26 protein-coding genes are annotated in these 24041 nt (G+C 46.4%); 19 read left to right on the top strand and 7 right to left on the bottom strand.

What is annotated here, in order from left to right; genetic code table 11:
* On the top strand, positions 1–1083 hold the full coding sequence (locus tag UXZ23_RS07515; RefSeq protein ID WP_320819995.1) for a hypothetical protein: 1083 nt from the start codon (positions 1–3) through the stop codon (positions 1081–1083).
* Positions 1083–2186 carry a HupE/UreJ family protein gene (locus tag UXZ23_RS07510; protein ID WP_320819994.1) on the top strand — a complete coding sequence of 368 codons (1104 nt, stop codon included), beginning with the start codon at positions 1083–1085 and terminating at the stop codon, positions 2184–2186. Before UXZ23_RS07515 ends, UXZ23_RS07510 begins: the two co-directional genes overlap by 1 nt.
* Positions 2187–2194: 8 nt before the next feature.
* Here UXZ23_RS07510 and UXZ23_RS07505 read toward each other — a convergent pair whose 3' ends face one another.
* Entirely contained in the window at positions 2195–2617 is a 423-nt protein-coding gene (locus tag UXZ23_RS07505; RefSeq protein WP_320819993.1) for an HPP family protein, read from the bottom strand.
* A 124-nt stretch (positions 2618–2741) separates the two neighbouring features.
* On the opposite strand from UXZ23_RS07505, the gene UXZ23_RS07500 reads away from it, so the two are divergent.
* The 7 genes from UXZ23_RS07500 to UXZ23_RS07470 all read left to right on the top strand — a co-directional run bounded on the left by UXZ23_RS07500 (position 2742) and on the right by UXZ23_RS07470 (position 9052).
* A complete protein-coding gene (locus UXZ23_RS07500) occupies positions 2742–3029 on the top strand; it encodes a late competence development ComFB family protein (protein ID WP_320819992.1) in 288 nt (95 codons plus the stop codon).
* Between the two features lie 86 nt (positions 3030–3115).
* A complete protein-coding gene (locus UXZ23_RS07495; RefSeq protein WP_320819991.1) occupies positions 3116–3805 on the top strand; it encodes a response regulator transcription factor in 690 nt (229 codons plus the stop codon).
* A gap of 45 nt (positions 3806–3850) precedes the next feature.
* Positions 3851–5182: a sensor histidine kinase gene (locus UXZ23_RS07490; protein ID WP_320819990.1), complete on the top strand. Its 1332-nt coding sequence runs from the start codon at positions 3851–3853 to the stop codon at positions 5180–5182.
* 117 nt (positions 5183–5299) lie between these two features.
* The gene (locus UXZ23_RS07485; RefSeq protein ID WP_320819989.1) at positions 5300–5596 is read left to right on the top strand and encodes a hypothetical protein; all 297 of its coding nucleotides are present in this window, start codon (positions 5300–5302) and stop codon (positions 5594–5596) included.
* Between the two features lie 151 nt (positions 5597–5747).
* Positions 5748–6785 (top strand): nitronate monooxygenase, encoded by a 1038-nt coding sequence (locus tag UXZ23_RS07480; RefSeq protein ID WP_320819988.1) that lies wholly within the window; start codon positions 5748–5750, stop codon positions 6783–6785.
* Positions 6786–7108: 323 nt separating this feature from the next.
* Positions 7109–8044, top strand: coding sequence for a triacylglycerol lipase (locus UXZ23_RS07475; RefSeq protein WP_320819987.1), 936 nt, complete (start codon positions 7109–7111; stop codon positions 8042–8044).
* Between the two features lie 3 nt (positions 8045–8047).
* Positions 8048–9052, top strand: coding sequence for a lipase chaperone family protein (locus UXZ23_RS07470; protein WP_320819986.1), 1005 nt, complete (start codon positions 8048–8050; stop codon positions 9050–9052).
* On the opposite strand, the gene UXZ23_RS07465 is transcribed toward UXZ23_RS07470, so the two are convergent.
* A complete protein-coding gene (locus UXZ23_RS07465; RefSeq protein WP_320819985.1) occupies positions 8994–9848 on the bottom strand; it encodes an inositol monophosphatase family protein in 855 nt (284 codons plus the stop codon). The genes UXZ23_RS07470 and UXZ23_RS07465 overlap by 59 nt on opposite strands.
* 153 nt (positions 9849–10001) lie before the next feature.
* Between UXZ23_RS07465 and UXZ23_RS07460 the strand changes: the two genes are divergently transcribed.
* The 3 genes from UXZ23_RS07460 to UXZ23_RS07450 all read left to right on the top strand — a co-directional run bounded on the left by UXZ23_RS07460 (position 10002) and on the right by UXZ23_RS07450 (position 14477).
* Positions 10002–11033, top strand: a complete 1032-nt coding sequence (locus tag UXZ23_RS07460; RefSeq protein ID WP_320819984.1) for a GTP-binding protein — start codon at positions 10002–10004, stop codon at positions 11031–11033.
* Between the two features lie 34 nt (positions 11034–11067).
* A complete protein-coding gene (locus tag UXZ23_RS07455) occupies positions 11068–11568 on the top strand; it encodes an NUDIX domain-containing protein (protein WP_320819983.1) in 501 nt (166 codons plus the stop codon).
* Between the two features lie 128 nt (positions 11569–11696).
* Entirely contained in the window at positions 11697–14477 is a 2781-nt protein-coding gene (locus UXZ23_RS07450) for an ExeM/NucH family extracellular endonuclease (RefSeq protein ID WP_320819982.1), read from the top strand.
* A 32-nt stretch (positions 14478–14509) separates the two neighbouring features.
* Here UXZ23_RS07450 and UXZ23_RS07445 read toward each other — a convergent pair whose 3' ends face one another.
* The 4 genes from UXZ23_RS07445 to UXZ23_RS07430 all read right to left on the bottom strand — a co-directional run bounded on the left by UXZ23_RS07445 (position 14510) and on the right by UXZ23_RS07430 (position 16209).
* Positions 14510–15049 (bottom strand): flavodoxin, encoded by a 540-nt coding sequence (locus tag UXZ23_RS07445; protein WP_320819981.1) that lies wholly within the window; start codon positions 15047–15049, stop codon positions 14510–14512.
* 10 nt (positions 15050–15059) lie between these two features.
* Positions 15060–15485, bottom strand: coding sequence for a hypothetical protein (locus tag UXZ23_RS07440; protein ID WP_320819980.1), 426 nt, complete (start codon positions 15483–15485; stop codon positions 15060–15062).
* A 99-nt stretch (positions 15486–15584) separates the two neighbouring features.
* Positions 15585–15956: a hypothetical protein gene (locus UXZ23_RS07435; protein ID WP_320819979.1), complete on the bottom strand. Its 372-nt coding sequence runs from the start codon at positions 15954–15956 to the stop codon at positions 15585–15587.
* Complete coding sequence (locus UXZ23_RS07430) at positions 15949–16209, bottom strand: hypothetical protein (RefSeq protein WP_320819978.1); 261 nt, start codon at positions 16207–16209, stop codon at positions 15949–15951. The genes UXZ23_RS07435 and UXZ23_RS07430 overlap by 8 nt, the downstream gene beginning before the upstream one ends.
* A gap of 818 nt (positions 16210–17027) precedes the next feature.
* On the opposite strand from UXZ23_RS07430, the gene rpsF reads away from it, so the two are divergent.
* The 7 genes from rpsF to UXZ23_RS07395 all read left to right on the top strand — a co-directional run bounded on the left by rpsF (position 17028) and on the right by UXZ23_RS07395 (position 21779).
* Positions 17028–17465, top strand: coding sequence for a 30S ribosomal protein S6 (gene rpsF, locus UXZ23_RS07425; RefSeq protein ID WP_320819977.1), 438 nt, complete (start codon positions 17028–17030; stop codon positions 17463–17465).
* Between the two features lie 15 nt (positions 17466–17480).
* Positions 17481–17711 carry a 30S ribosomal protein S18 gene (rpsR, locus tag UXZ23_RS07420; RefSeq protein WP_015488437.1) on the top strand — a complete coding sequence of 77 codons (231 nt, stop codon included), beginning with the start codon at positions 17481–17483 and terminating at the stop codon, positions 17709–17711.
* Between the two features lie 44 nt (positions 17712–17755).
* Complete coding sequence (locus UXZ23_RS07415) at positions 17756–18592, top strand: hypothetical protein (protein ID WP_320819976.1); 837 nt, start codon at positions 17756–17758, stop codon at positions 18590–18592.
* A 27-nt stretch (positions 18593–18619) separates the two neighbouring features.
* Positions 18620–19066, top strand: a complete 447-nt coding sequence (rplI, locus tag UXZ23_RS07410) for a 50S ribosomal protein L9 (protein WP_320819975.1) — start codon at positions 18620–18622, stop codon at positions 19064–19066.
* Between the two features lie 101 nt (positions 19067–19167).
* Positions 19168–20565, top strand: coding sequence for a replicative DNA helicase (gene dnaB, locus UXZ23_RS07405; protein WP_320819974.1), 1398 nt, complete (start codon positions 19168–19170; stop codon positions 20563–20565).
* Between the two features lie 45 nt (positions 20566–20610).
* Positions 20611–21234 carry a GNAT family N-acetyltransferase gene (locus tag UXZ23_RS07400; protein ID WP_320819973.1) on the top strand — a complete coding sequence of 208 codons (624 nt, stop codon included), beginning with the start codon at positions 20611–20613 and terminating at the stop codon, positions 21232–21234.
* Positions 21231–21779, top strand: a complete 549-nt coding sequence (locus UXZ23_RS07395) for a GNAT family protein (protein WP_320819972.1) — start codon at positions 21231–21233, stop codon at positions 21777–21779. Before UXZ23_RS07400 ends, UXZ23_RS07395 begins: the two co-directional genes overlap by 4 nt.
* 80 nt (positions 21780–21859) lie before the next feature.
* Here the strand turns inward: UXZ23_RS07395 and UXZ23_RS07390 are convergent, their stop codons facing one another.
* Positions 21860–23893 (bottom strand): TonB-dependent copper receptor, encoded by a 2034-nt coding sequence (locus tag UXZ23_RS07390; RefSeq protein WP_320819971.1) that lies wholly within the window; start codon positions 23891–23893, stop codon positions 21860–21862.
* Positions 23894–24041 lie beyond the last annotated feature (148 nt).

Below are 24041 nucleotides of genomic sequence, written 5' to 3'. Positions count from 1 at the left end.
ATGAAGCAAAAAATTATTTCAGTACTGTCTCTATTTTTACCGCTTTTGGCTCAGGCTGAATGGGTGCCTACTCACGCTGACGAAATTATTGCTGAGTGGCCGCTTGATAGAGTTCCTACCACTGTTAGTCGTGATTTTTCAGCTACGGGTGTCGTAGAAATATTCGAGGAGATAGATCAAGCATTAAGAGTTGCTAATCAACCAGGACAAGCATACCGCTACAGTCGGGTTGAGAGCATTTTTCAAGCGTTACCTGAATCTGAGCAGTCTTCCGTTCGCGGTCTATTTGTACATGCCCGTATTGATCAATACCAGCACCAGTTTTCAGGAGCGATTAAAACTCTGAGAAAATTAATTTTACAGCAGCCGAAACATATCAGCGCGCATTTGTTATTGGCTCGCCTTTATACCTTACAGGGCGACAGCGCTGCGGCTAAGTCTAGCTGTGTTCGCATGATCGGACTTACAGATGTATTAACGATTGCCGCCTGTTCGTCCGAAGCTCAAGGTAATGTGAATGCCAGACTGTTAAGTCAAATAGAAAATATGATTATTCAGCAAGGTTGGCCTAACGATGATCGCGCCATATGGCTTGCACAGATTCTTGCCGAAGGGACGATGCAAACAGGACGGTGGGATGTCGCTTCGCAGTGGTTAGATGCAATGATGAACAGGCGTGCTCCTGCAACACTAACACTTAGTTTCCTAGCACAATGGAGCGATATTCAATTGGTACTCAATGAGCCTCAGCGTGTGATTGATGTATTGGGCCCTATTGTTTCTAGTAATACTGATAAGGACGATGCTTTATTGTTGCGTCTAGCTATTGCTGAATCGTCGTTGGGGATGTCGTCGTATTGGACAGACATCATGAGTGATCGAGTTGCATTACGTGAGCAGCGCAATGATCAATTGCACGCGAGTGAAATGGCTAGATTTTACTTGGAGATTGAAAAAGACATTAGCAAAGCTGAGCGTTGGGCCAATATCAATTGGCAAAAAAATAAGAGCTACGAAGATGAACGGCTATTGTCATTGGTGCGCAATTCACTAGCGCAATCTAGCGTAGAGGGTTTCGAATAATGTTTATCCTGCGTTTTTTTCTCTTGAGTGTTCTTAGCGCCTCAAGTGTTCATGCACATCAAGCAAGTACTGCTTTTTTAACGGGAAAGATCGGTGACGATTCGATATTGCAAGTAGATTTACAGTTACGCTTATTTGATCTTGAGCGAGCTATTGGTATTGACTCTAATCATAACGGCCAGGTGACTTGGGGAGAATTACTGCAGCATAAAAATGAAATCGTAATTTATCTTAAACGCCATTTTTCAGTCGAACAAAACAAACAGAATTGTATCGTTAATATACCTTCTAATTGGAGTATAGATAGTCATTACGGCGAGGCCTATCTAAGTGTTCCTCTTAATGTTATATGCCAGAATCCTGAGTTGTTTTCTATTTATTACTCAGCATTTATGGATTTTGATAGCCAGCATAAACTTTTGATTAATCTTAATTATGATGGTCAATTAGTCTCTAAAATTCTAGCGAATGAACCGCGCTTTGTGGTGGTTAATCCAGCGAGTAATAGTTCACTCTCAACCATGGTAACTTTCATCGTGGAGGGTGTTGTACATATCTGGAAGGGGATTGACCACGTACTATTTTTATTAACGCTACTACTGACATCGGTTTTGGTAAGAGTTGATGGTAAATGGTTACCGCAACCGAGTACCCGATCGGCTTTAAAACAGTCAGCTCTATTAGCCAGCATGTTTACTCTTGCCCATTCCATAACACTAACGGCAACTGCATTGAAGTGGGTGGTGTTGCCAAGTTACTGGATCGAATTGGGTATCGCTTTTTCTGTTGCTATTGCCGCTTTGAATAATATTTGGCCGATGGTTCGCCAAATTTCGTTGCTGGTGTTCGTCTTTGGGTTACTGCATGGGATGGGCTTTGCGAGCGTTCTAGCAGAGTTATTGAGTGATGGTGAGGCGTTACCGGTGCTAATCGTTATCGCTTTTAATATCGGCGTTGAGCTTGGTCAGTTAGTCATTGTACTGCTAGCGCTGCCTGTTTTATTGGTATTGCGAGGACGAACTTGGTACCCCCGATGGATAATGAGTACCAGTTCATTAGGGATCGCAGCGACGGCATGCTTTTGGATTATTGCTCGTTCCTAGAATGTAAGTTAGTCACTTTCCAGTAGTCGAATAGCTAAACGCACGAAATCCTGCGAGGTCACGATGCCGATTAGTTTGTCGTCGGCATCAGCAACCAAGAGACAGCCTTGTTTCTCTCGTCGCAGGGTTTCTCCGGCTGCTTTAAGCGAGACACCCGGAGCCACGGTTGTTATATCGGCTGATATGCAGCTTCCTATCTCTGTGCGGCTAAAATAATCTTGTAGATGGTGAGCACCGAATTTGTCGGTAATACGAAATGCTTCTCGTAAGAATTCTTTTTGGCTTAATAGACCTACGAGACGACGGTTATTGTCAATGATTGGGATATGGCGTACCTGGTGTTCGCGCATTAAGCGTTCTGCATCTAAAAGCGTGCATTGGGGTGTGAGCGTGAAAAGCTCGGTGATCATAATGTCACTAATCGTCTTCATAGAGTCACCATCTGGCCTGATTTGATAAGCTGTTAGGCTTCCTTTTTAGTAAAGCAGTAATTGTTCAAACTGCTATGCTTTGGTGCTGTCAGGCAGTAAATGTTGCTCAGGCGAGGAGTTTAAAATGAGTATCAGTCATCACATTCGTAACTATTATGAGCAGCTGGTTGCGGAGGAAATACTTCGACAACTTAAGGATCGGCCTTTAGACGCTGAGGTTAGGCGCGATTCTGAGTATATGGCCGATGTTGCTTGTGTGGCGCTAAATCGTTTGCCCCCACGCTACATTCGACATGAAGTAGATATGGCGTTTTATATGTCTCCTGATGAATTGATAAGCACAAGAGATAGCATTGAACAAACGGTGGCCGCTGCGATCATTTTTGTTGAACAACACTCGCGCAAAGATTAAACAGGCGTGTAGTATGGTTTTAATATATCGTTTAGTTATGATCAGCCGAGTTTAGTGTGATCGAAAACTGCAAAATGGAGTGATGCATGAACATATTGCTAGTCGACGATGATGAGGAGCTATGTGCTCTGTTGCGTCGTTATCTGGAGCGCGAATTGTTCAAAGTAACCGCGGTACATACTGCTGACGAAGGGTTGACCGAAGCCCTGAGTGGTCGTTATCAAGCGGTTGTTCTAGATATTATGCTTCCCGGTGGGAATGGTTTGGAAATTTTAGCGGGCATACGCAAGCGCAGTGAGTTGCCGGTGATTATGTTGACGGCTAAGGGCGATGAGATGGATCGTATCGAGGGCCTAGAAATTGGCGCTGACGATTACATTCCCAAACCCTGTAATCCACGCGAGCTATCGGCTCGCTTGCGCTCTATTTTGCGTCGTGGGAGATCGAATGCGGTCGCTTCGTCTTCTGTCCAGTTAGATGAACTGACTATAGATTTCGATCAGCACCAAGTGAGTCGCGACGGTGAAGTCATTGACTTAACGGTGACGGAATTCAATATTTTAAGCGTTCTGGCGCGGGATGCTGGCAAGGTTGTGGATAAAAATCGTTTGGCTGAGCAGTCTATGCAGCGCTCGCTCACGCTATTTGATCGCAGCTTGGATATGCATTTGAGCAACTTGCGTAAGAAGCTTGGGCCGAACCGCGATGGCGAAGCTCGTATCAAAACCATTCGCGGTATTGGCTACATGTATATTCCTGAAGAAGAGGTGGCGTAAGCCAATAGAGTGCGAGGCGTATTCCTTAAAATTTATTTAGCCTTCATGGTCACGACCCTCATTACCACGGTCGTGACGCTTCTGCTGGCATCCTATTACCGTCAATGGTCTAACGATTCCGTTAACCTTATTGCTCCTACTGGCGGCTATATTTCAGCCGCGGAACTGATCCTACAGCGCGGTGGTGAACCCCTATTGCTAGAATGGTTACTGACCTTTGAGCGTCACCCAAGTGTTAATGCTTATGTGTTCGACGATCAGGGTATTAGCTTATTGCCGGATGTGCCGTTATCGGTTCAGGATTATGCGTTTTCTTCCGATTCGTATGTGGCCAAGGTTAATCCAATAGGGCGTTCCGAGATACTGGTAAAGGCACCGCTGCAAGGTTACGACGGTCGAGTGTATTTATTAGTCGTTGAGTTCATCCATCCTCTCGTTGTATTCAACTTGCCGGAGTATTTGGCGTGGGGCACGTTAGCTTCGCTCTTGCTCTTTGCGCTCTGGAGTTTTGTACTGTCGGGGTATCTCACTCGGCCTCTACGTTATATGCAAAAAACTGTACGATCTTTTGCCAACGGTGATTGGTCTGCACGGATGAATCCAAACTTTTTGCGTCGCAAGGATGAGCTCGGCGAATTGAGCCGTGAGTTCGATCATATGGCAGCATATTTGGAACGCTTGATTAAAGATCAGCGGCAGTTGGTCAGTGATGTATCGCATGAGTTGCGTTCGCCGTTAGCGCGTTCGGCTATCGCTCTGGAGCTTGCGCGTTTTGATGCGGTGCCAGAACAAGTGGAACACTTAGATCGCATTGAGTTAGAGAACCAACGACTCAACGATATGATCGAAGATTTATTAGGTATGGCGCGCTTGGAAACTCAACAAGATCATAGCCATTGGAAGCGAGTCGACTGTCACAAGTTGCTAACGCATATCGTTGATGATGCTAAGTTTGAGCACCAAGGTAGTGAGCTAAAGTTAACCTTACACGGCGAACTCACAAAGGTGACTGGGGATACCAAGCTACTGGCGTCGGCATTTGAGAATATTATTCGTAATGCATTGCTGCATACAGCGCCAAGAACCTCCGTGGATATTGATATTAGTTCTCGTCATGAAAACCTGCGCATCATTATTCGTGATCACGGACCCGGTGTTGAGGAGAGCAAGCTGCAAGACCTTTTACGGCCTTTCGTTCGTGCTGAGTCTGCTCGTGAACGTTTAGGTTCTGGGCACAGAGGTTTTGGCTTAGGTTTGGCGATCGCTCATCGTGTGGTTTTGCACCACCGTGGCAAGTTGCGATTACATAATCACAAGGATGGTGGCCTTATCGTATTGATAGATTTGCCAATTGGGCCGATTCCAAAGGTTCGATAGTCTCTTTACGTGCTGTTTACGTCAACTTGACTGTGCGTTTTTGTAATCTCGCTGTTACACTCAGTAAGTATTTATAGTAAGTATTTATAGTAAGTATTTATATTCAGGGTGTTTTGCGTGCGAGTATTGTTGTCTGTTGCGCTACTAGTATTGTCCTCTTTTGCTATGGCGAATCCGCCAGCGGCAGGTGCGCGTCCGGATATGCAGTTGGAATGGAACAATACCAATCCAGAGCAACGCCAAGCCCTAGATACTTTCTATCAGTCTCTACAAAACTTCTCGGCTCAGCCAGAAGCAAATCAGCGTATTATGCGCGAACAGCATTTAGAGCAGTTACGGGATATGTCGTCGGAACAACGCCAGCAAATGTTCCGTAGTTTCGTGCAGCAGAGCGAGAGTCAGCGTTTCCGTTGAAACTAGCTAGCAAGTTTATTGTTAGGTAACTTTCCGCACATATTGTAAGTATTCCTTGTGGGCCATTCGTCATTTCGGCCATAGACTTTCTTTTTGTTATGCCTAGAGTAACCATCTGTTAACTCACAGACGTCACGGTTGCTAAATCCCTATGAAAACCCGTATCACTGAATTGTTTGGCATATCTGTTCCTCTTGTTTTGCCTGGTATGAGCTGGATTTCAACACCTCAGCTGGTGGCTGCAGTCAGTAATGCTGGAGGGCTTGGTATTTTGGCAAGTGGCCCACTTAATCCCGAACAAACTCGTGCTGCTATTCGTGAGATTCGCACGCTCACCGATAAGCCATTCGGCGTTGGTGTGACGTTGCTGATGCCAGGTGCTAAAGAGAACGCTGAGGTTGCATTGGATGAACAAGTGCCAGTGATCAACTTCTCATTAGGTAAAGGCGATTGGTTGATTAAGCGTGCACATGAGTACGGCGGTAAAGTTATCGCGACTGTGGTGTCTGAAAAACACGCTAAATCGGCAGAGAAAATTGGTGCCGATGCCTTATTAGTAACAGGCCATGAAGCTGCTGCACATGGTGGAAACGTAACTTCGTTGGTTTTGATCCCCTCTATTGCTTCTAAAGTATCTATCCCAGTTATCGCTACCGGTGGTTTTGCTGATGGTCGTGGTTTGTTGGCTGCTTTGTCGTTGGGAGCTGAAGGCGTTGCCATGGGATCGCGTTTTGCGACCAGTGCTGACAGTCCATTGCATAGCAAGGTAAAAGATGCGGTAGTTGCACGCAGCGAACAGGAAACGATTTACTCGAAGAACTTCGACGGTATTCCTGCTCGAGTGATGCGTACGCCACGCTCAATCAAAGCAACACGAAGGCCTATGAACTTCTTTATTGCTTCTTGGCAAGCCACGAAGGCTGCGAAGCTGGTTAATCAGCCAGTGTGGAAAATTATGGTTGGTATGCTGGCTATGATGGATAAGGTAAAGCTGTTGGCTTACTTCGGCGCTAGTGTACCGCGTCTGCAAGCTGCCACCATTGATGGCGACCTAGAAAAGGGGGTGCAGTTTATTGGTCAGACTCAAGGTCTGATCGAAGACGTAGTATCCGTAGATGTGCTGGTCAAACGCATCACGGCAGAAGCCCAAGCGCTTCATACTAAGCAGGCAGCGTATTGGGCTAACTAATACTTCACTGTTTGTGTTTCGTTCCAATTGATATCGGGCCTGCGCCGGTATTAATTGGAGCTTTATATTTCCCTTCTGTTATCCCCACGTAGTCTTAATGCCGTCATTTAGTTTCTGACTAATCTATCGCTTATTTTTGTCGTAAAGTGCCCAAAAAATGGCAATTATGTAGTGATTTGTTACTGCGGCTTATATAGATACGGTTGCGGCTCCAATAGTCAGTGCTGCCTTGTTGAATTTTCATACACTCAGTCTGCATTTGCCATATGGGCCATTGGTCCTAGGTGTTTGCCAAAACAAAAATAACAAACAGAGTAATGATTATGAAACTGAAGTGCTTAGCATTGGCTGCTGCCATTGCGGTGTCTGCGCCGACATTTGCCATGTCATCAACCCCTGAGACTGGCTATACCGAAACAAAATATCCGATCGTGCTTGCACATGGATTGTTTGGCTTTGATAGCTTGCTAGGTGTTGATTACTGGTACAAAATCCCAGAGACACTGCAAAAAGATGGCGCAAGCGTGTATTTGACGCAGGTGTCGAACTCGAATAGCCCGGAGATTCGTGGCGAACAATTCATCTCTCAAATTGAAGAAATTCTTGCTATTACCGGCGCGGAAAAAGTGAACTTGATCGGTCATAGCCATGGCGGTCCAACGACTCGTTATGTGGCTTCTGTGCGCCCGGATTTGGTTGCTTCGGTAACATCGGTCGGTGGTGTGAATAAAGGCACTCCAGTGGCACAGACTCTTCAAGACTGGAGCGAAGGTTCTACCGAGTTTGCATGGCTACTTGATAATTTAGGTAACGCCCTATCGACGACGATCGATTTCTTGTCGGGCGGCGGTTATGAGCAAGATCTGCTGGCCTCAATTGGTTCGATGACCTTTGCCGAAGCTGAGCGCTTTAATAATGAGCATCCTGCTGGGATTCCTGCGACTGCGTGCGGCGAAGGTGATTATGAAGTGAATGGTATTGGCTTCTATTCTTGGACGGGTGCTAAGCCAGTAACGAATGTATTGGATATTTCCGATTTGATTACCGCTGGTGCGTCTTTATTGTTTACCGATGGCGAAGCCAACGACGGCTTAGTCGGCACATGTTCGACTCACCTAGGCATGGTGGTGCGTGATGACTTCAAGATGAACCACCTAGATGAAGTTAACCAACTGTTGGGTATTCATCACTTAACGGAGACGGATCCATTAACTATCTTCCGAACGCACGCTAATCGTTTAAAGCTAGCAGGCTTTTAATCTATGAAACGGTTCATGATCTTTGCGGTAGCGTCTTTTTTTAGTGTTATCGGTTGGATAGTGAGCGATATAGGATCACAGGACACTGTGATCCGTTCTTTGCCGATGGAATATGCATCGGCTGAGAATGCAGACGTTGGTGCTGCCGCGTCGCTAGGTGGGTCAGTGCTAGATAGGTCTGTGAACGAAGCGGCTCTTCGTACGTTTCGCGGCGCGTCTGAAGATGGCAAGTTACGGGTTGATGAAGACAATCATTTGGTCATTGATTTACAGCTGCGTCATTGGTTTGATTTTCATTTGTCGGCCGTGGGCGAGTTGAGTATTGCCGATATCCGTAATGTGATGACCGAGAGAATATTGCGGCTGCCATTACCGGCCAGAGATGAAGCCTTGACTGTGTTAAAAGATTATTTGGGCTACTTGGATGCTCTTGCCGCATACGATGAAACCACGGCTCTAAAAAATCAAATGAGCGATGCGTCTAGTCGTATGCTCACTCGCTTCGAGTGGCAGCAGCGCTTGCGGCGTGAGTGGCTACAACCTGATGTCGTAACGGCCTTTTTCACTGCTGATGAGCTAATTGACAATTACACCCTACAAAAATTAGCACTGCTGCGTAATGGCGTTAATGCTACCGAGCTCAAACAATTGGACGAATCTCTGCCTGAAGCAGTACAGGTGATGCGTGAACAATCACATTCCGTGTTAACGCTGAATCAAGAAATGGCACAGATGCAGGCGCAGAATGTGAGTGCAGAGGATCAATATGCTTGGCAGGTACGCGAGTACGGCGAAGAAGCCGCACAACGCTTAGCACAGGTAAAACAGCGCCAAGAGGAATGGCAACAACGTTTAAAAGATTATCGGCACTATAAACAGTCGTCTGAGCTACAACGACTGGCACCGCAAGATCGCGATGATTTATTGCAAACCTATCGTGACGCTCACTTTACGAGCCTTGAGCAGAAGCGAATTGGGGCGGCACTGGCGTTGCTGAAGGAGGAATAACGCTTTCTTGGTCGGCAGCTTGCAGAAGCTTTTGCAAAGGCAGGAACAATGCAGGCGCCGACATTAATAAATTTTCACTATAAATTTCGGGGTTTGCACCAGCGGGGAGAGGGTGTATATGCCCAACCGTCGCGCCCGATTCACGTGCAATCAGTTGTGCGGCGGCGAAGTCCCACGGCTTAACGGTTTCGTAATAAGCGTCCATTCTTCCGCATGCTAACCAGCATATATCCAAGGCTGCAGAGCCCAAGCGACGTACGTCAGCACAGCGGGTGAGTACGCTATTCAAACGCCCCATCAAACGCGGTAAATCATCTTTTACATAGGGAAAGCCAGTCGCGACCAGCGCTCGGTTGAGCTCAGATTTTGAGCTGCAACGAATAGGATGGTCATTCAAACGCGCGCCTTTGCCAGCAATCGCATGGAATGTTTCCTGCATAAATGGATTATGAACAACCGCTACTTTAGCTTTGCCTTTGTGGTAGTAGGCAATGGAAATAGCCACTTGTGGGTGGTGGTGCGCGTAATTTACGGTGCCATCAATGGGGTCGATAATCCAAAGGTGTTCAGCATCGGTGCCGCCATCTGGATTGAGCTCTTCTGACAGGATTTGATGGTCGGGATAAACTTGGCGAATGCCTCGACATATTAATTCATCGGCAGCTACATCGGCCTGAGTAACGAGTTCCGTGCCGCCTTTAAACTCTACTGAGAGTCTTGGCCTCTGTTGACTGATAAGGTTTCCCGCATCAGTGGCAAGGCGCAATGCTAGCGTGAGTACATTAGTTATATGCATAGTAACTCCTGGTTCAACGGGCCGTTGGCCGCGATTGAATATGCGTAGCGACGGTAACCATACCGCAGAAACCAGTTGTTGATATTCGTCTGGTCATTGCGGAGTGCAACAGATGTTATATTATTACTTTTTAAGCGGACTAACTAGCTTTCTATGATACGCGTTCATTTGATCACCGGCTTTCTCGGTGTAGGAAAAACCACTGCCATTCTGGACGTATTGGCGAATAAGCCGAGTCAGCAAAAGTGGGCAGTATTGGTGAATGAATTTGGTGAGGTTGGTGTTGATGGCACCATTCTCGCCGCACAAGGTGCCGTGGTGAAAGAAGTGCCAGGCGGTTGCTTGTGCTGTGTATCTGGTTTGCCATTTCAAATGGGGCTTAATCTTCTTATTGCCCGCGAAAAGCCGGATGTTATTTTAATTGAACCCACGGGGCTGGGGCATCCGCGCAATATTCTTAATATGATGGCGGCAGAGCATTACCAAAGCATTTTAGAGCTGGGTGCCACCATTTGCTTGCTCGACCCGCGGCATTTATCCCAGCCGCGTTATACCAGCAACGACGTATTTAAAGATCAATTGCAGGTCGCTGACGTGCTGGTGGCGAATAAAACCGAGCTGGCCTCGCCGGCTGATAAGTCTGCGTTTGATGCTTTGCTTGAGCGTTCGCAACCGGCGAAAGCCGCCTCCTATTGGACGACGCAAGGTCATTTTGATTTATCCTGTTTGGAGCTTGCCGCTAATCCACAGCGGCGCGTGCAATTTCGTCCGGCAACAAATATAGGAACTTCTGGGCTGACGGCTCTAAACTCGCCTCAAGTTAATGCGCAGGAGGCGTCTGATGTTCTCGATGCGCGTGAATCTATACTGGCTTTAGAGCCAGGGCAGGATATTCGTTGCCTACAGAATCAAGGCGATGGGTATTTTTCCGTGGGTTGGTTATTGTCTGGTGAATGGCAGTTCTCGTTAGCAGAGTTACGCCATTGGCTAAACACGATTAATCTACAGCGAGCCAAGGGCTTACTGCGTACAGATCAAGGTTACTTTGTTCTCAATTGGCGCGACGGCGCCTTAACCGAAATGCCGACACGAGCGCTGGAAGAAAGCCGCATTGAACTGATTCACGATGCAGCGCTTAACGCCGATGAATTAGAGCGAGCATTGTTGGCTTGCCGAATTAATTAATACCAACTTTATTAATAAAAAAGGGTGTTGAAAAATGAAGTACTGCCCACAATGTACATCTACGTTAACGGATGCTGTTATTGATGGTGAGGCTCGAATTGCCTGTGCCGCTGAGTGTGGATTTGTTTTTTGGGATAACCCAACGCCGGTGGTCGCCGTCGTGGTTGAAACGCCAGATGGCATTGTGCTGGCGCACAATAAAGCATGGCCTGAAGGTATGTTCAGTATTATTACTGGATTTTTAGAACGCGGCGAAACGCCCGAGCAGTGCGCCTTACGTGAAACCGCAGAAGAATTAGGATTGCAAGGAAATAAAGCCGAGTTTATTGGTTTTGAATTATTTGATGGTCGTGGTGTTGGTGGGCAGATATTTAATCAATTAATTATTGGTTTTTATGTATATGCCGAGGGTGACATTCGTCTTGATGAAAACGAGTTGGATCAGGCAAAAACGATTTCCCGAGAAAAAATAAAAAGCTGGGATTCAGCCACTGGAAAAATATTGCAACGCTGGATTGATGGCTTAACTCATTAAAAACGATGAGACATGGTCATCTCGCATCAATAAAACTGTCAATAAAGTGTCTTAGATAAGCAACCTAGATGTGCCCCAATGGAACAGCCAATTTTTAGCTTGCGGATGTTCCGCACATTGAGGACGCAATGAAAACACAACTCCCTTCGATTGCCTCGGCGCTGACACTAGCGCTGGCATCCGTTAGCCATGCTGACATTTTGATCAACGAAGTCGATGCCGATCAAACAAGTACAGATATCGCAGAATTTATCGAGTTATTTGATGGTGGCTTAGGCAACCAATCTTTAGATGGCTACAGTCTCGTTTTTTATAACGGCAGTAATGATCTAAGTTATCAAGCATTCAGTTTGGATGGGTACAGCACCAATAGTGATGGGTATTTCGTCTTGTGTGGCGATGCGGCGCAAGTGGCAAATTGTGATTTGGATGTCTCGCCAGATTCTAATTTAATCCAGAACGGTGCGGATGCTGTTGCATTGTATGTAGCTCCTGCCAGCAGTTTTCCAACGAATACTGCGGTAACGACCACAGCATTAGTGGATGCCGTGGTTTATGACACGAGTGACGCCGATGATAGTGGTTTACTGGCATTGTTGAATGCTGGACAGCCACAACTTAATGAGAATGAAAATGCTGCAAGCACAACGGATTCTATTCAGCGTTGTGGTGGTGCTGCTCGTGATACTGATGGCTTTGTTGTCGCTGCTCCTACTGCAGGCGTCGCTAACCAATGCAGTGTCGTGGTTGAGCCAAGCATTGGTTTATGCGGTGACGAAGCGACGGGAATTCATGCTATTCAAGGCGCAATCTCTGACGTCAGTAATGATACCAGCCCATTACTCGGCCAAAGTGTGATTGTTGAAGCAATCGTTACGGCAGATAAGCAAGGCGGGGCATTGGCCAACGGCGATTCTTCGTACCAATACAGTGGCTTTTGGCTACAACAAGCGGACGATGCAGTAGACAGTGATCCGATGACATCCGAAGGTGTATTTGTTTATGACTACACCGATGCAGTTAATGTCGGTGATCGGGTTCGTTTGCAGGGCACGGTATCTGAATACAATCAAGTAACTCAAATCAGTCAAGTTAGCGAAGTAGTTGTTTGTGCTTCAGGCCAGACTTTGCCCGCGGCAACTACGATTAACTTACCGGTTGCAGATTTGAGCGCGTTAGAAGCGCTTGAAGGCATGCGCATTGCTAACGAGCAGGGCTTGGTCGTTAGTGATTTATTTGGTACTGGTTACGGTTTTGGAAATTATGGTCAGTTTGTGGTGTCTTCGCGCTTGCATTTCCAAGGTACTGAAATTGCCTTACCCGGCTCGGATGCCGCTATCAAAGCGGTTAATGAACGCAATTTAGATGCGTTGTTAATTGACGATGGTGTATCAGCATCTTACCCAAGTTTTATTCCATTCCCAGATGAAACAGGTTTTTCTGCATCCAATCCAATGCGCATTGGTTATCAAGTACCAGCAGTTGCCGGTGTAATGCATGCGTATAAAAATAACTACACCATCATTCCTGATGCCATCACCATTGATCCAACTCATGCGCGTACGTTAGCCCCTGTGGTTGCAGCGGATGTCAACTTAGTGATCGTTGGAATGAACGTACTCAACTATTTTAATGGCGATGGTTTAGGTGGTGGTTTCCCCACCTCTCGTGGTGCGCCAACGGCTGATGCTTTTGCCATTCAAAGCGCTAAAATCGTGAGTGCTTTAACCGCAATGAATGCTGATATTATTGGTTTGATGGAAATCGAAAATGACGGTTACGGTTCTGAAAGTGCTATTCAAACTTTGGCTAATGAATTAAATCAAACACAAATGCCAGGCTTTGAATATAGCATTATCACTCCGAATTCTTCGTTGTTAGGTACAGATGAAATTGCTGTTGGTTTATTATATAGAGCTGGAAAAGTCACTCCGGTTGGTTCTGCTTTGGTATTAAATACTGAAAATTCGCCATTGGATGATAATTCTGAACCTTTATTTGATGATACAAAAAACCGCCCAGCGTTAATTCAAAGCTTTGAGGTTAATGGCCAAGAAATTACCATTGCAGTGAATCATCTTAAGTCGAAAGGATCGGCTTGTGGCGAAGTCGATGAAGGCAACGACGGCCAAGGCAATTGTAATATTAAGCGTACACGCGCGGCGCAAGCATTGGTTGAATTCTTGGCTAATGTTGAATCTGACGGCGTTATGATTCTGGGTGATTTAAATGCCTACAGCCAAGAAGATCCGATGCAAGTATTTTACGCTGCTGATTTTACTAACTTAAAATACACAGCAGCATCAACCGAAGCACAACCATATTCATACTCGTTTAGTGGTTTGTTAGGTAGCTTAGATCATGCCTTGGCGACAGGTGTTATTGCTGAACAAGTCGTGAGCGTGGACGCTTGGCATATTAACTCTGTGGAAGATTCATTGGTTGATTATTTAACCGAAGCCAATGGTCAAACATTCAACTCGGTTGATAATTATGCTGAACCGGATGCGTATCGTTCCTCGGATCACGATCCCATTGTCGTTGGTTTGAATTTACAAGCTCCGGTTACCAATAGCGCTCCGCAACAAGATAACGAAATCCCTGTTGTTTTGGTTAACCGCAGTAATGCCCGTATTGCTGTCACCGTTAGTGACTATGTAATTGATGCTGATGGTGATGAATTAACGTATTCAGCTAGTGACTTGCCAGAAGGTTTTAGTTTATCTAATGATGGCCAGTTAACGGGTGTTGCTACACAGAGCGTAATCGCTATGTTGCCGCTAACGTTAACTATCGATGTTACTGATGGCTCAGACACTATAAGTGTCGCGGTCGAGCTTGAAAACAACAGGCGTTGGTATCGCTTACGTCAGCGTTGGTTGGCTTTTTTAGAATGGCTGCGCGGATAATTAATCGCAATTAATCATGTTTAAAAATAGCCCTAGGCGCGTCGCGTCTGGGGCTTTTTTCTATTTAATTCTTTTTTCAATTGCTTGACCCATTGATCTACCCTTTTTTCAGTTAATTCGTGTTGGCGATCTTCATCAAGTCCTAATCCTACAAAGTGGCGACCATCGGCGGTTAATGCCCGCGATTCTTCAAAGTCGTACCCTTCAATAGAATAATAGCCAATCACAGTTGCTCCACGGTCGCGCACAGCATCGTGCAGTAATCCCAAAGCATCCAAAAAGTAATAACCATAACCGAACTGATCACCCAAACCATAAAGGGCAATCGTTTTGTTGGCAAAACTCATATCTTCCAGTATTGGCCAAAAGTCTTCCCAGTCGGCTTGAATGCCGCCGAAATCCCAAGTGGGTATGCCCAATATTAATGTCTGATATTGCGCAATATCCTCAGCTGCACAGCTGGCTATGTTGTGAATTTCGACCACAGCCCAATCAATTTTTTCTTGCAGTAGATAAGCAACTTCTTCGGTATTTCCCGTATCAGTACCGTAAATCAATCCAATCCGTTGCATAAATAGCTCCTTAAATGACGTAGCGAGAAATAAAAGAAAAATCACGAGATAAGGCCTTGATGCGACTATTACTTCCTGGTTGCGCTCGATACAAATGCTGTAAAGCAAAGAAAGGTTGATACAAGTATTCGAGGCATTGGTGCCGCCATGCTTCACCGCAACTGACGTTAACTCCGGTATCGCGCAAGGTGTTGTAGATGCGTCTTAGCCAGCTTTCTTGCAGGCGTATGAGATCACGCTCACCGGCTTCTTGGGCGAGCTCTAAACCGGCATCTAGGTAATCATTCAGCCACTCATGATGTAATTCATCGCCGTGATAACTACGAATGGCATCTTCCAAGCGCTCTAAGCGCAGAATACAAGAATTACGGTGTTCTCGTTGTGGTACAAGATCGGGAAAGGTCGTTATGGGGTAGATATCAGAGTATAGCGACATAGGTATTCCTCCTTATTTGAAGAATACCTTAATGAGAATGATTACTATTTGCAATATGGTTTGGTTGAAATATAACTATCAATTTTTAGTAATTGATAGTTAGTGCCATTCGAACGACTTTTCTTGGCCTTTATTTAACTTAATCCAGCCGTTATCACTGGCGGCATTTTCGTCGCCTTCTTTCCAACCTTCGGCGCTGCAGCGAATCTCTGTTTCTAGCGCAGAGTGGGCTGCACGAGCTAATTCTAAGTCGGTATGCCAAGTCGTATCATTTTGCTTAAACCAAAGGCTAGCGAAATTTTTCTCAGCGCCTTCATTTAAAAACACATCCATATCGTTACAACGATAGTGATGGTGTCCAGCGGCAGATTTAATGATCTCAACTTTGAACAAGGAGGCGAGCCAGTTATGCACGGCTTCTGGGTTTGCCTTCATGATATAGATTTCTAAATCGGGAAGTTGGTCAGTCATTGGGGTTTGAGATCCTTAATATACGGAAGAGGCTTAGTGCTATGTAACCAATTAAGGCAGCCAAGCCACCGATGGATGCGAGTGCTAATCCAGCGAGTGCGGCCATTTCTTGCTGCCAAGATGGTAAGAGTAAGCGATCTACGCCAATAACAATACCAAGGCCCGCAAAAAAGCCGACAGCACCCCATACAAACAAACCAAGGTAACGTCGATCATTGTGCATTTGTCGCTTAAGTATAGAGCGCCAGTCCATCGGTCCATCCGATAACGATGAGGTGAGTAGTGAGCATAGCAAATCTAAAAGTCCTGTTAACGGTTAAAAAACGGTCGTTTGAATGAATCCCATAGCTGGCGCACCTTAGAGCCTGTTGTTAATAAATTACACACAGAATTATCCACAGCAATTGTGGATGAGCTTGCAAGGTTGTCCCCAGATGATCGAGGGGTGAGGTGCTCTGCCAGAACATTAAGTCATTGTTTGGTCAGCTAACTCAAATGGCGTGATTGGCTATGCTTATCCTATGAATAATAAGGAGTTTTTAATAACGATTTGAACTGATGCAAATCTGTACGACATTTTTAAAGCTAGTAATAATGGGGATTTAGACCACTTGTCTCCAAACTATCCACTAGTTTATCCACAGAATATGTGGAAAACCTTTGTAAGCTAGGCATAGGTTGTGCACAGCAGCGACAATCCTTGGTCGGTTGGTCGAAATTTTATCGATATTGGTGAGTAGGGCGCCGGTGGTGCGTTGCGCGACCCCCGAGCCAGAGTCTACTTTCACTCCCTGTTAGCTCCGCACAGCACCAGCGTAATTCCCATATTAGGCCACCCTCATAGCCTGAAATAATCGTAATCCAGAATCAAAATTTCGTCTCTGTGGCACGATGTCACAGGGGGGTTGTCTATTTTTTGATCTTTGTCGCATGCATTTGATTGAATTCGCTGGGGGCTTTAGGTAAACTCCGCGCTCCTTTTTATCCATCCAAACGACAGATGTTGTGGTTTAGATGGACTCCTTGCCTTACCGGATCCCCTGGGAGGCTATAACCCACGAGGAGTTGACAATGCGTCACTACGAAATCGTTTTTCTGGTTCACCCAGATCAAAGCGAACAAGTACCAGCAATGGTAGAGCGTTACACCAACACCATCGAAGCGACTGAAGGTAAAATTCATCGCTTTGAAGATTGGGGCCGTCGTCACTTGGCTTACCCAATCAATGATGTTCATAAAGCTCACTACATTCTTATGAACGTAGAATGTACACAAGAAGCTTTAGATGAGCTGACGACTAACTTCCGTTACAACGATGCAGTTCTGCGTAACCTAGTTATCCGTCGCGACGAAGCCGTTACTGAAATCTCTCCGATCAAAGCAGCTGAAAGCCGTGAAGATCGTCGTCGTCCTGACACTCGCTCAGAATCTTCGGATGACAGTGCAGATGTTGAAGAAGATGATGCAGATGATATCGAAGACGATTCATCTGAAGATAACGCAGAATAAGAGAGGATTTGAGTCATGGCACGTTTTTTCCGTCGTCGTAAGTTCTGCCGTTTCACTGCTGAAGGTGTAGCGGAGATCGATTACAAAGATATGGATACCCTAAAGGGCTATATCACTGAAACTGGCAAGATTGTACCAAGCCGCATCACTGGCACTCGCGCTAAATATCAGCGTCAGTTGTCTACAGCGATCAAGCGCGCTCGTTACATTGCTTTGCTACCGTACACTGATCAGCACGACAACTAAGTTAAGCTGATTATTAACGGATGAAATCTCTGGCCCGATGGGCCATGAGTCGCCAGTTATACGCGTTTATCGCGGTAGCTGGCACTCTAATGGTTCCCTTGTTGTTCTGGATCGGAGGCGCACTGTCAGCATTAATTATTATGCGACAGGGCGTGAAGGACGGTGGTCGAGTGGTTCTCTGGGCATCACTTCCCGCAATTGCGTGGAGTGCGATCGGAGATTCAACGGCCCTGATTACGGTAATCGGCGCGAGCTTGATTGCCGTTGTTCTGCGCAATTATCAACGACTCGATTGGGCGTTGTTATTAGCGACAGGATTGGGAGTAATGCTGTTTGCTTTGCTACCTCTGCTATATGGCGATGTATTAACCGCCGTTATTAGCGAAATAGAGGGACAAATTATGACAGCGTTGACAGAGCAGCCAGACATGGCCGCAGCTGTTCAACCTATGGTGGCTCCTGTCGTCAGTGGTGGCTTAGCCGCCCTGCATGTAATTATCTGTATTTTGTGTCTGTTTTTGGGACGCTACTGGCAAAGCGAGTTGTACAATCCGCAAGGGTTTGGCCGCGAGTTTAATCAGTTGCGATTACCGCTAGCATACAGTCTACCGGCCACTGGCTTGGTATTGTTTGCTGGGGCGTTACAGCCAAGCATGGTAGGTGTTTCTGTTGTCGTAACAGTGCCACTATTTTTTGCCGGATTGGCGGTGTTCCATGGTGTCGTGTCAAAGACACGAACCAGCTCGAATTGGTTGGCTGTATTGTATGTAGCCGTACTGGTTTTTGAGCCTTACATGTACACATTACTAATTTTCGTAGCGTTATTGGACAGTCTTACCGACATCCGGGCGCGACTAAAAGACACGGCTGAGGACGAATAACCCTAGCCCTGTAATGAGGATTTATTGATGCAAATTATTCTTTTAGAAAAAATCGCTAACCTAGGCACTCTAGGTGACCAAGTTTCTGTTAAGCCAGGTTACGCTCGTAACTTCTTGTTCCCACAGGGCAAGGCAGTTCCAGCAACTAAAGTAAACGTAGAACAGTTCGAAACACGTCGTGCCGAATTGGAAGCGCAAGCTGATGCTAACCTTGCTGAAGCAAATGCTCGTAAAGAGAAAATTGAAGAAATCGAATTGTCTGTTGCCGTTAAAGCGGGCGACGAAGGCAAATTGTTCGGTTCTCTGGGCAACCGTGACATCGCTGACCTTGCTTCTCAAGCGGGTGTTGAAGTGGCTAAGTCACAAGTTCGTCTACCAAACGGTCCTATCCGTAACGTTGGCGAATTTGACATTACTATTCAGTTGCACGCAGAAGTTTCTGCCGTACTGAAATTGCACGTTGTTGCAGAGTAATTAGTCAATGATGGCGGGGCGTATGTAGCCCTCGCCGCCAGAATAAGGCACTATTGGTTCGCACTAATAGTGCCTTTTTTATTGGAGTTTAAGGGACGTTCATGAACGACGATTACTCACCGGATCATTCTCACAATAGCGAAGCGAGCAGCGCTCGTATGCCGCCTCATTCCGTTGAGGCAGAGCAGTCGGTATTGGGAGCCCTGATGTTGGATGAGCGTGCCTGGGAATCTGTGTCTGAAACCATTCAAGACAACGATTTCTATCGCCACGAGCATCGCTTAATCTTTCGTTCGATTACGCATCTCACCGCCAGCGAGCAACCGATTGATGTCGTGACGGTTGCCGAAGAGTTAGAGGAGCGTGGTCAGCTCGATAAGATCGGTGGCGCCTCTTATTTAAGCCGCCTTGTCGATATGACACCGTCTATCGACAACTGCGAAGCCTATGCTCAGATCGTTAACGAACGCGCACAACAACGTCGCTTAATTGAAGCAGCTAACGATATTATTGATAAGGCCTATGAGCCAGCGGGTGATGACTCCCTGACCTTGGTATCGGATGCCGAAAAGGCCATCGCGCAAATTGCGGAAGGCAGTCGTAAAGATGGCGGACCACAATTGGTTGCGCCGATTCTAAAGCAAACGCTCGAACAGCTTGATCAGATGTTTAACCAGCCAGACGGTTTAACCGGTATTACTTCTGGTTTTACCGAGATCGATAGCCGCACGTCCGGGTTCCAGAAAGCCGACTTAGTGATTGTTGCCGCGCGTCCTTCGATGGGTAAAACCACTTATGCTATGAACTTGGTTGAAAATGCTTTGCTAGCAACCAAGCGACCAGTATTGGTGTTTAGTCTAGAGATGCCGTCCGAATCCATCGTGATGCGTATGCTGTCTTCTATTGGTCGTATTGATCAGACTCGTATTCGTAGTGGTAAATTAATTGATGAGGATTGGCCAAAGCTTTCAGCGGCGGTGAACTTATTAAAAGATTTACCTTTATATATCGACGACACTGCAGCGATTACACCGCAAGAAATGCGGGCGCGAGCACGTAAGGTGTATCGCGAAAATAACAACGACCTTGCCTTGATCATGGTCGATTACCTGCAATTAATGCGTGTATCAGGGCCGTCGGAAGGGCGTACTCAAGAAATCTCGGAAATTTCGCGGACGTTAAAAGTGATCGCGAAAGAATTTAACTGCCCTATGATTGCGTTATCGCAGCTTAACCGCTCGTTAGAGCAGCGACCGAATAAACGCCCCGTGAGTTCCGACTTACGTGAATCAGGCGCGATTGAGCAGGATGCGGATATTATTCAGTTTATTTATCGCGATGAAGTCTATAACGAAGACACGCCAGATAAAGGCGTTGCTGAAATTATTACCGGTAAGCACCGTAACGGTCCTATTGGTACTGATCGCTTAGCGTTTATCGGTAAATATACCCGTTTTGAAAATCTCGCCCGAGGTTATGACGGCGACGACGAATACTAATCGGGTTGCGCACTAATTGCGCACCCTTTAAGGCGAAAACACTTCATGAAATTCACACCAGAATTAACGTTTGATGGCGGACTGGTTCGCCCACTCACAGCCGACGATGTCGACAACCTATTTGAGATTTATCAGCACCCAGAGATTCCGGGTCAGCGTGTTATTGAAAATCGCGAACATTTACAGCGCATGATCGATTTAAGTGTGCAAATGGCAGCGACTCAGCGCGGCATGATGTGGTTGCTAGAAGTGAATGGCGAGAGCCAAGGCTTAGTCAGCATTTATGATTGGCAGCCCTCTTTGCTGCGCGCAACACTTCGGGTTGATGGTTTGCCGACTTTAAAAGACGCTTATCGTGCCGCAGCTATGAATGCCTGCATGAAATTTATGGCCGATAAATATCACCTGCGTAACTTTGCTTACCAGTGGATTGATGGTCAGCAAGACAGTTTGAAAGTCGTTGTTGAGAGCGTCGGTTTTAAACCAGCCGCCGTTCTGCGTGATGCATGGCGCACCGCAGAAACGAGCTTCGCTAATGTGGTGCAATATCACTGTGTACTTGATCGCGCCAAACCGGTACCGCGCAAACTAGGTGACGATGATGAGCTTGGTCAAAATGTATCGGCCAATGGCGTCGCAGGACGTGGTTCTGTCGGAGGTGACGCATGAGCTGGAATTTCGAAACCGCAAATTTTAGTGTGCGTTTGCCAGTGATGGATGAAGATGGCCCACAATTATTTGAGCTATTAAAAAATCAAAATGCCGCCGCTCATATTCCGCGTTTAGCGCAAACGGTTGATGCTCAAGCGTTGGATGAGCTGCGGCGTATGACCATGCGTTTCGACTCGCGCGAAGCGGCATTTTGGTTGGTAGAAGGTCGTTTTGATAAAAAAATATTCGCCCGAATGGGTATTCAGCACATTAATTGGATGATGCTGAATGCGCAGTTGGTGTGGGAGTTAGACGACGAACTAACCGACGAAGGCGTATTGGAATTTGTGCCGCAATTACTCGAATATGTTTTTGCAGCGTTAAAGCTGCATCGTATCGAAATGCGCTTAAAGCCACAGCAAGAACGCCACGAACGTTTATTAACGTGGTTGGGCTTCGCCAAAGAAGGCTGCTTACCTGCGCAGTTAGAATTTGAAGGCGAATCAGTGGATTTAGAGGTTTGGTCGTTGCTAAACCCAACACCACTACAAGATCTCGAATAAAAATCTTGGCTAAAAAATTATAGTCATGACGATTAACAAAAAGGTGCGTATTTAACGCACCTTTTTTGTTACTTGTTCGCTTAAATTTTAGCTTGTAACTGCAACCAGAACGTTCGGCCCGGCTCATTAACGCGGTCGGTCGTTTCATAGCCAGTAATCGTCGCACCACTGCGTGAAATATGCTCGGCATAGGTCACATCAAATAGGTTATCAATGCCTGCACTGACTTTGATATTTTCAATCAGCTGATAGCTGCCATTAACCGAGAACACATTAAAGCCCCCCGTTTTACCAATATCCTGCCCAACGATATTGCCAGTATTAATGGCGACACGATTTTGTTCATCTACTAAGCGTAACAAAGCACCAGTAGACCAGTTGTTGCGCTGATAATTTAAGCCAAGGCGCATCTCTAGCGGAGAAATCTGGCCAAGTGCCGTGCCGTCGGTATCGTTCTTACCATGAACCCATGCCAAGCTCGCCGTGGTATACAAGTTGGTGGTTAGATTGTATTTAGAGTCGACTTCTGCACCGTAGGTTGTTGCTTGAATATTCCGCGCAGTGGAGGCGTAAGCGCTAATGTCAGGTAATTGTTCAATTAAAATGTAGTCGTCATGTTGAGCATAAAATGCCGATACCGAGCCACTCACACGTTCGTGATTAAATAATAAGCCGGTATCGAGCTGAGTTGTTTTTTCTGGATTAATTAAAAACGTACTCGCCATACCCGTCATCATTGGTGTGGTTGCCGCAGGATTTTTAGTGCGCTCCCAATAGTCTGCACCGCGTTCGCTATGGCCAATGCCGGCATAAACGCGATGGGCGATATCCAATTGTTTTTCATAGCGAATAAAAGCACTGGTTAATGTATTAACGTCTTTTTCGCCGCTGGTTGTTTTATTTAAACGCAGATCTTCCGCTTGATCGCGATTAACACGTAGGCCGGTGTAGACACTGCTGCCATCGTTATAATCATGGTCTAACTCAGCAAATACCCCTCGGGTACGAAAGCGCATATCGTCTACGCGCGCAACGCCATCAATATCTGGCGTCATCATCATATTCATCATGTTATTGGCCAAACGAATACGGTGATTATTACGCTGATGATCAATACCTGTGCGCAAGGTTGTTGTTTGGCCTAAGGCCCATTCGCTGCTCAGGTTAGCACCTATGGTTTCGCGATCAGGATTGCTGACCATTTTCATACCCGTGCTATCGCGCAGGGTGAAGTTATCCATGACGTGATCAACATAATTGCGATACACGCGACCTTTGAGTTCAAGTAGTGAATCATTGATATTGGTTTGCTCGACGTTTAATGCTGCATTGTTGCGATCGAAGGCAACACCATCCATGCCGCGGTCAGCATAACGTGCTTCACCGTCGCTACGCGCGCCAGAAATCTCGATACGGCTATCGCGTGAAGGCGTCCAACCTAATGCCGCATTGCCACTCCAGCGGGTATAAGCGGAATGTACTTCGTTGCCATCGCCATCTTCATAATTATTGGCATCGGTGCGTGTGCCATTTAAATCGATATAGCCATCGTTGGTACCGGCTAATACATGCGCCATTTGATCATTGCGATCTGCCGAGCCAAATAACACGCTTGCTTCGCCTTGCCCATTTTGCATGGAGAAATCCGGCGTCGCACGTTCGAACAATACGGTTCCAGCACTATTGCCGGAGCCGTGCTGAACGCTTTGTGGGCCTTTTAATACCGTTACTTGATCGTATGCTTGCGGAAAGACATACGCGGTTGGTGGGTCCATACGGTTACCACAACCACCCAAAATCGTTTCGCCATCCAGCATGATGCCAAGACGTGATCCCGCCATCCCGCGGAATACCGGATCGCCATCCGTCCCGCCTTTGCGAATAACCGAAAACCCCGGAATGCTCTTTAATAAATCGGCACCATCGTGCGCAGGCATTGGCTGACGCGGCGCTTTAGGGTCGGTAACAACCGTTAGAACCGAATCAGTTGCCTGTGCAGTCACCACCTGAGTTGATAATTGGATGGGCTCTTGATTTGAGTCTTCTGCGCTGGCATTGGTGCTGATGGCTAATATCGCGATAGCGAGAAGAGAAGGGGTATGCATGTAACGCATTGAATTATCACCAATAAGTCAGTTTTATTGGCGGGCAGATTAGCAGAAGGTGTTTGAGTTAGCGGTGTGGCATGGTGTCGCAGGGTTGCTGCCGCAATTCGATATGGATGTCGTGTATTAAAGTAAGAAGTCTAGTTTCAGTATTCTA

It is taken from the genome of Thalassolituus sp., assembly GCF_034111725.1.
GTDB lineage: Bacteria > Pseudomonadota > Gammaproteobacteria > Pseudomonadales > Oceanobacteraceae > Thalassolituus.
Note: the sequence above shows the minus strand (reverse complement) of the source record. Positions and strands in the feature narration are given on the sequence as shown.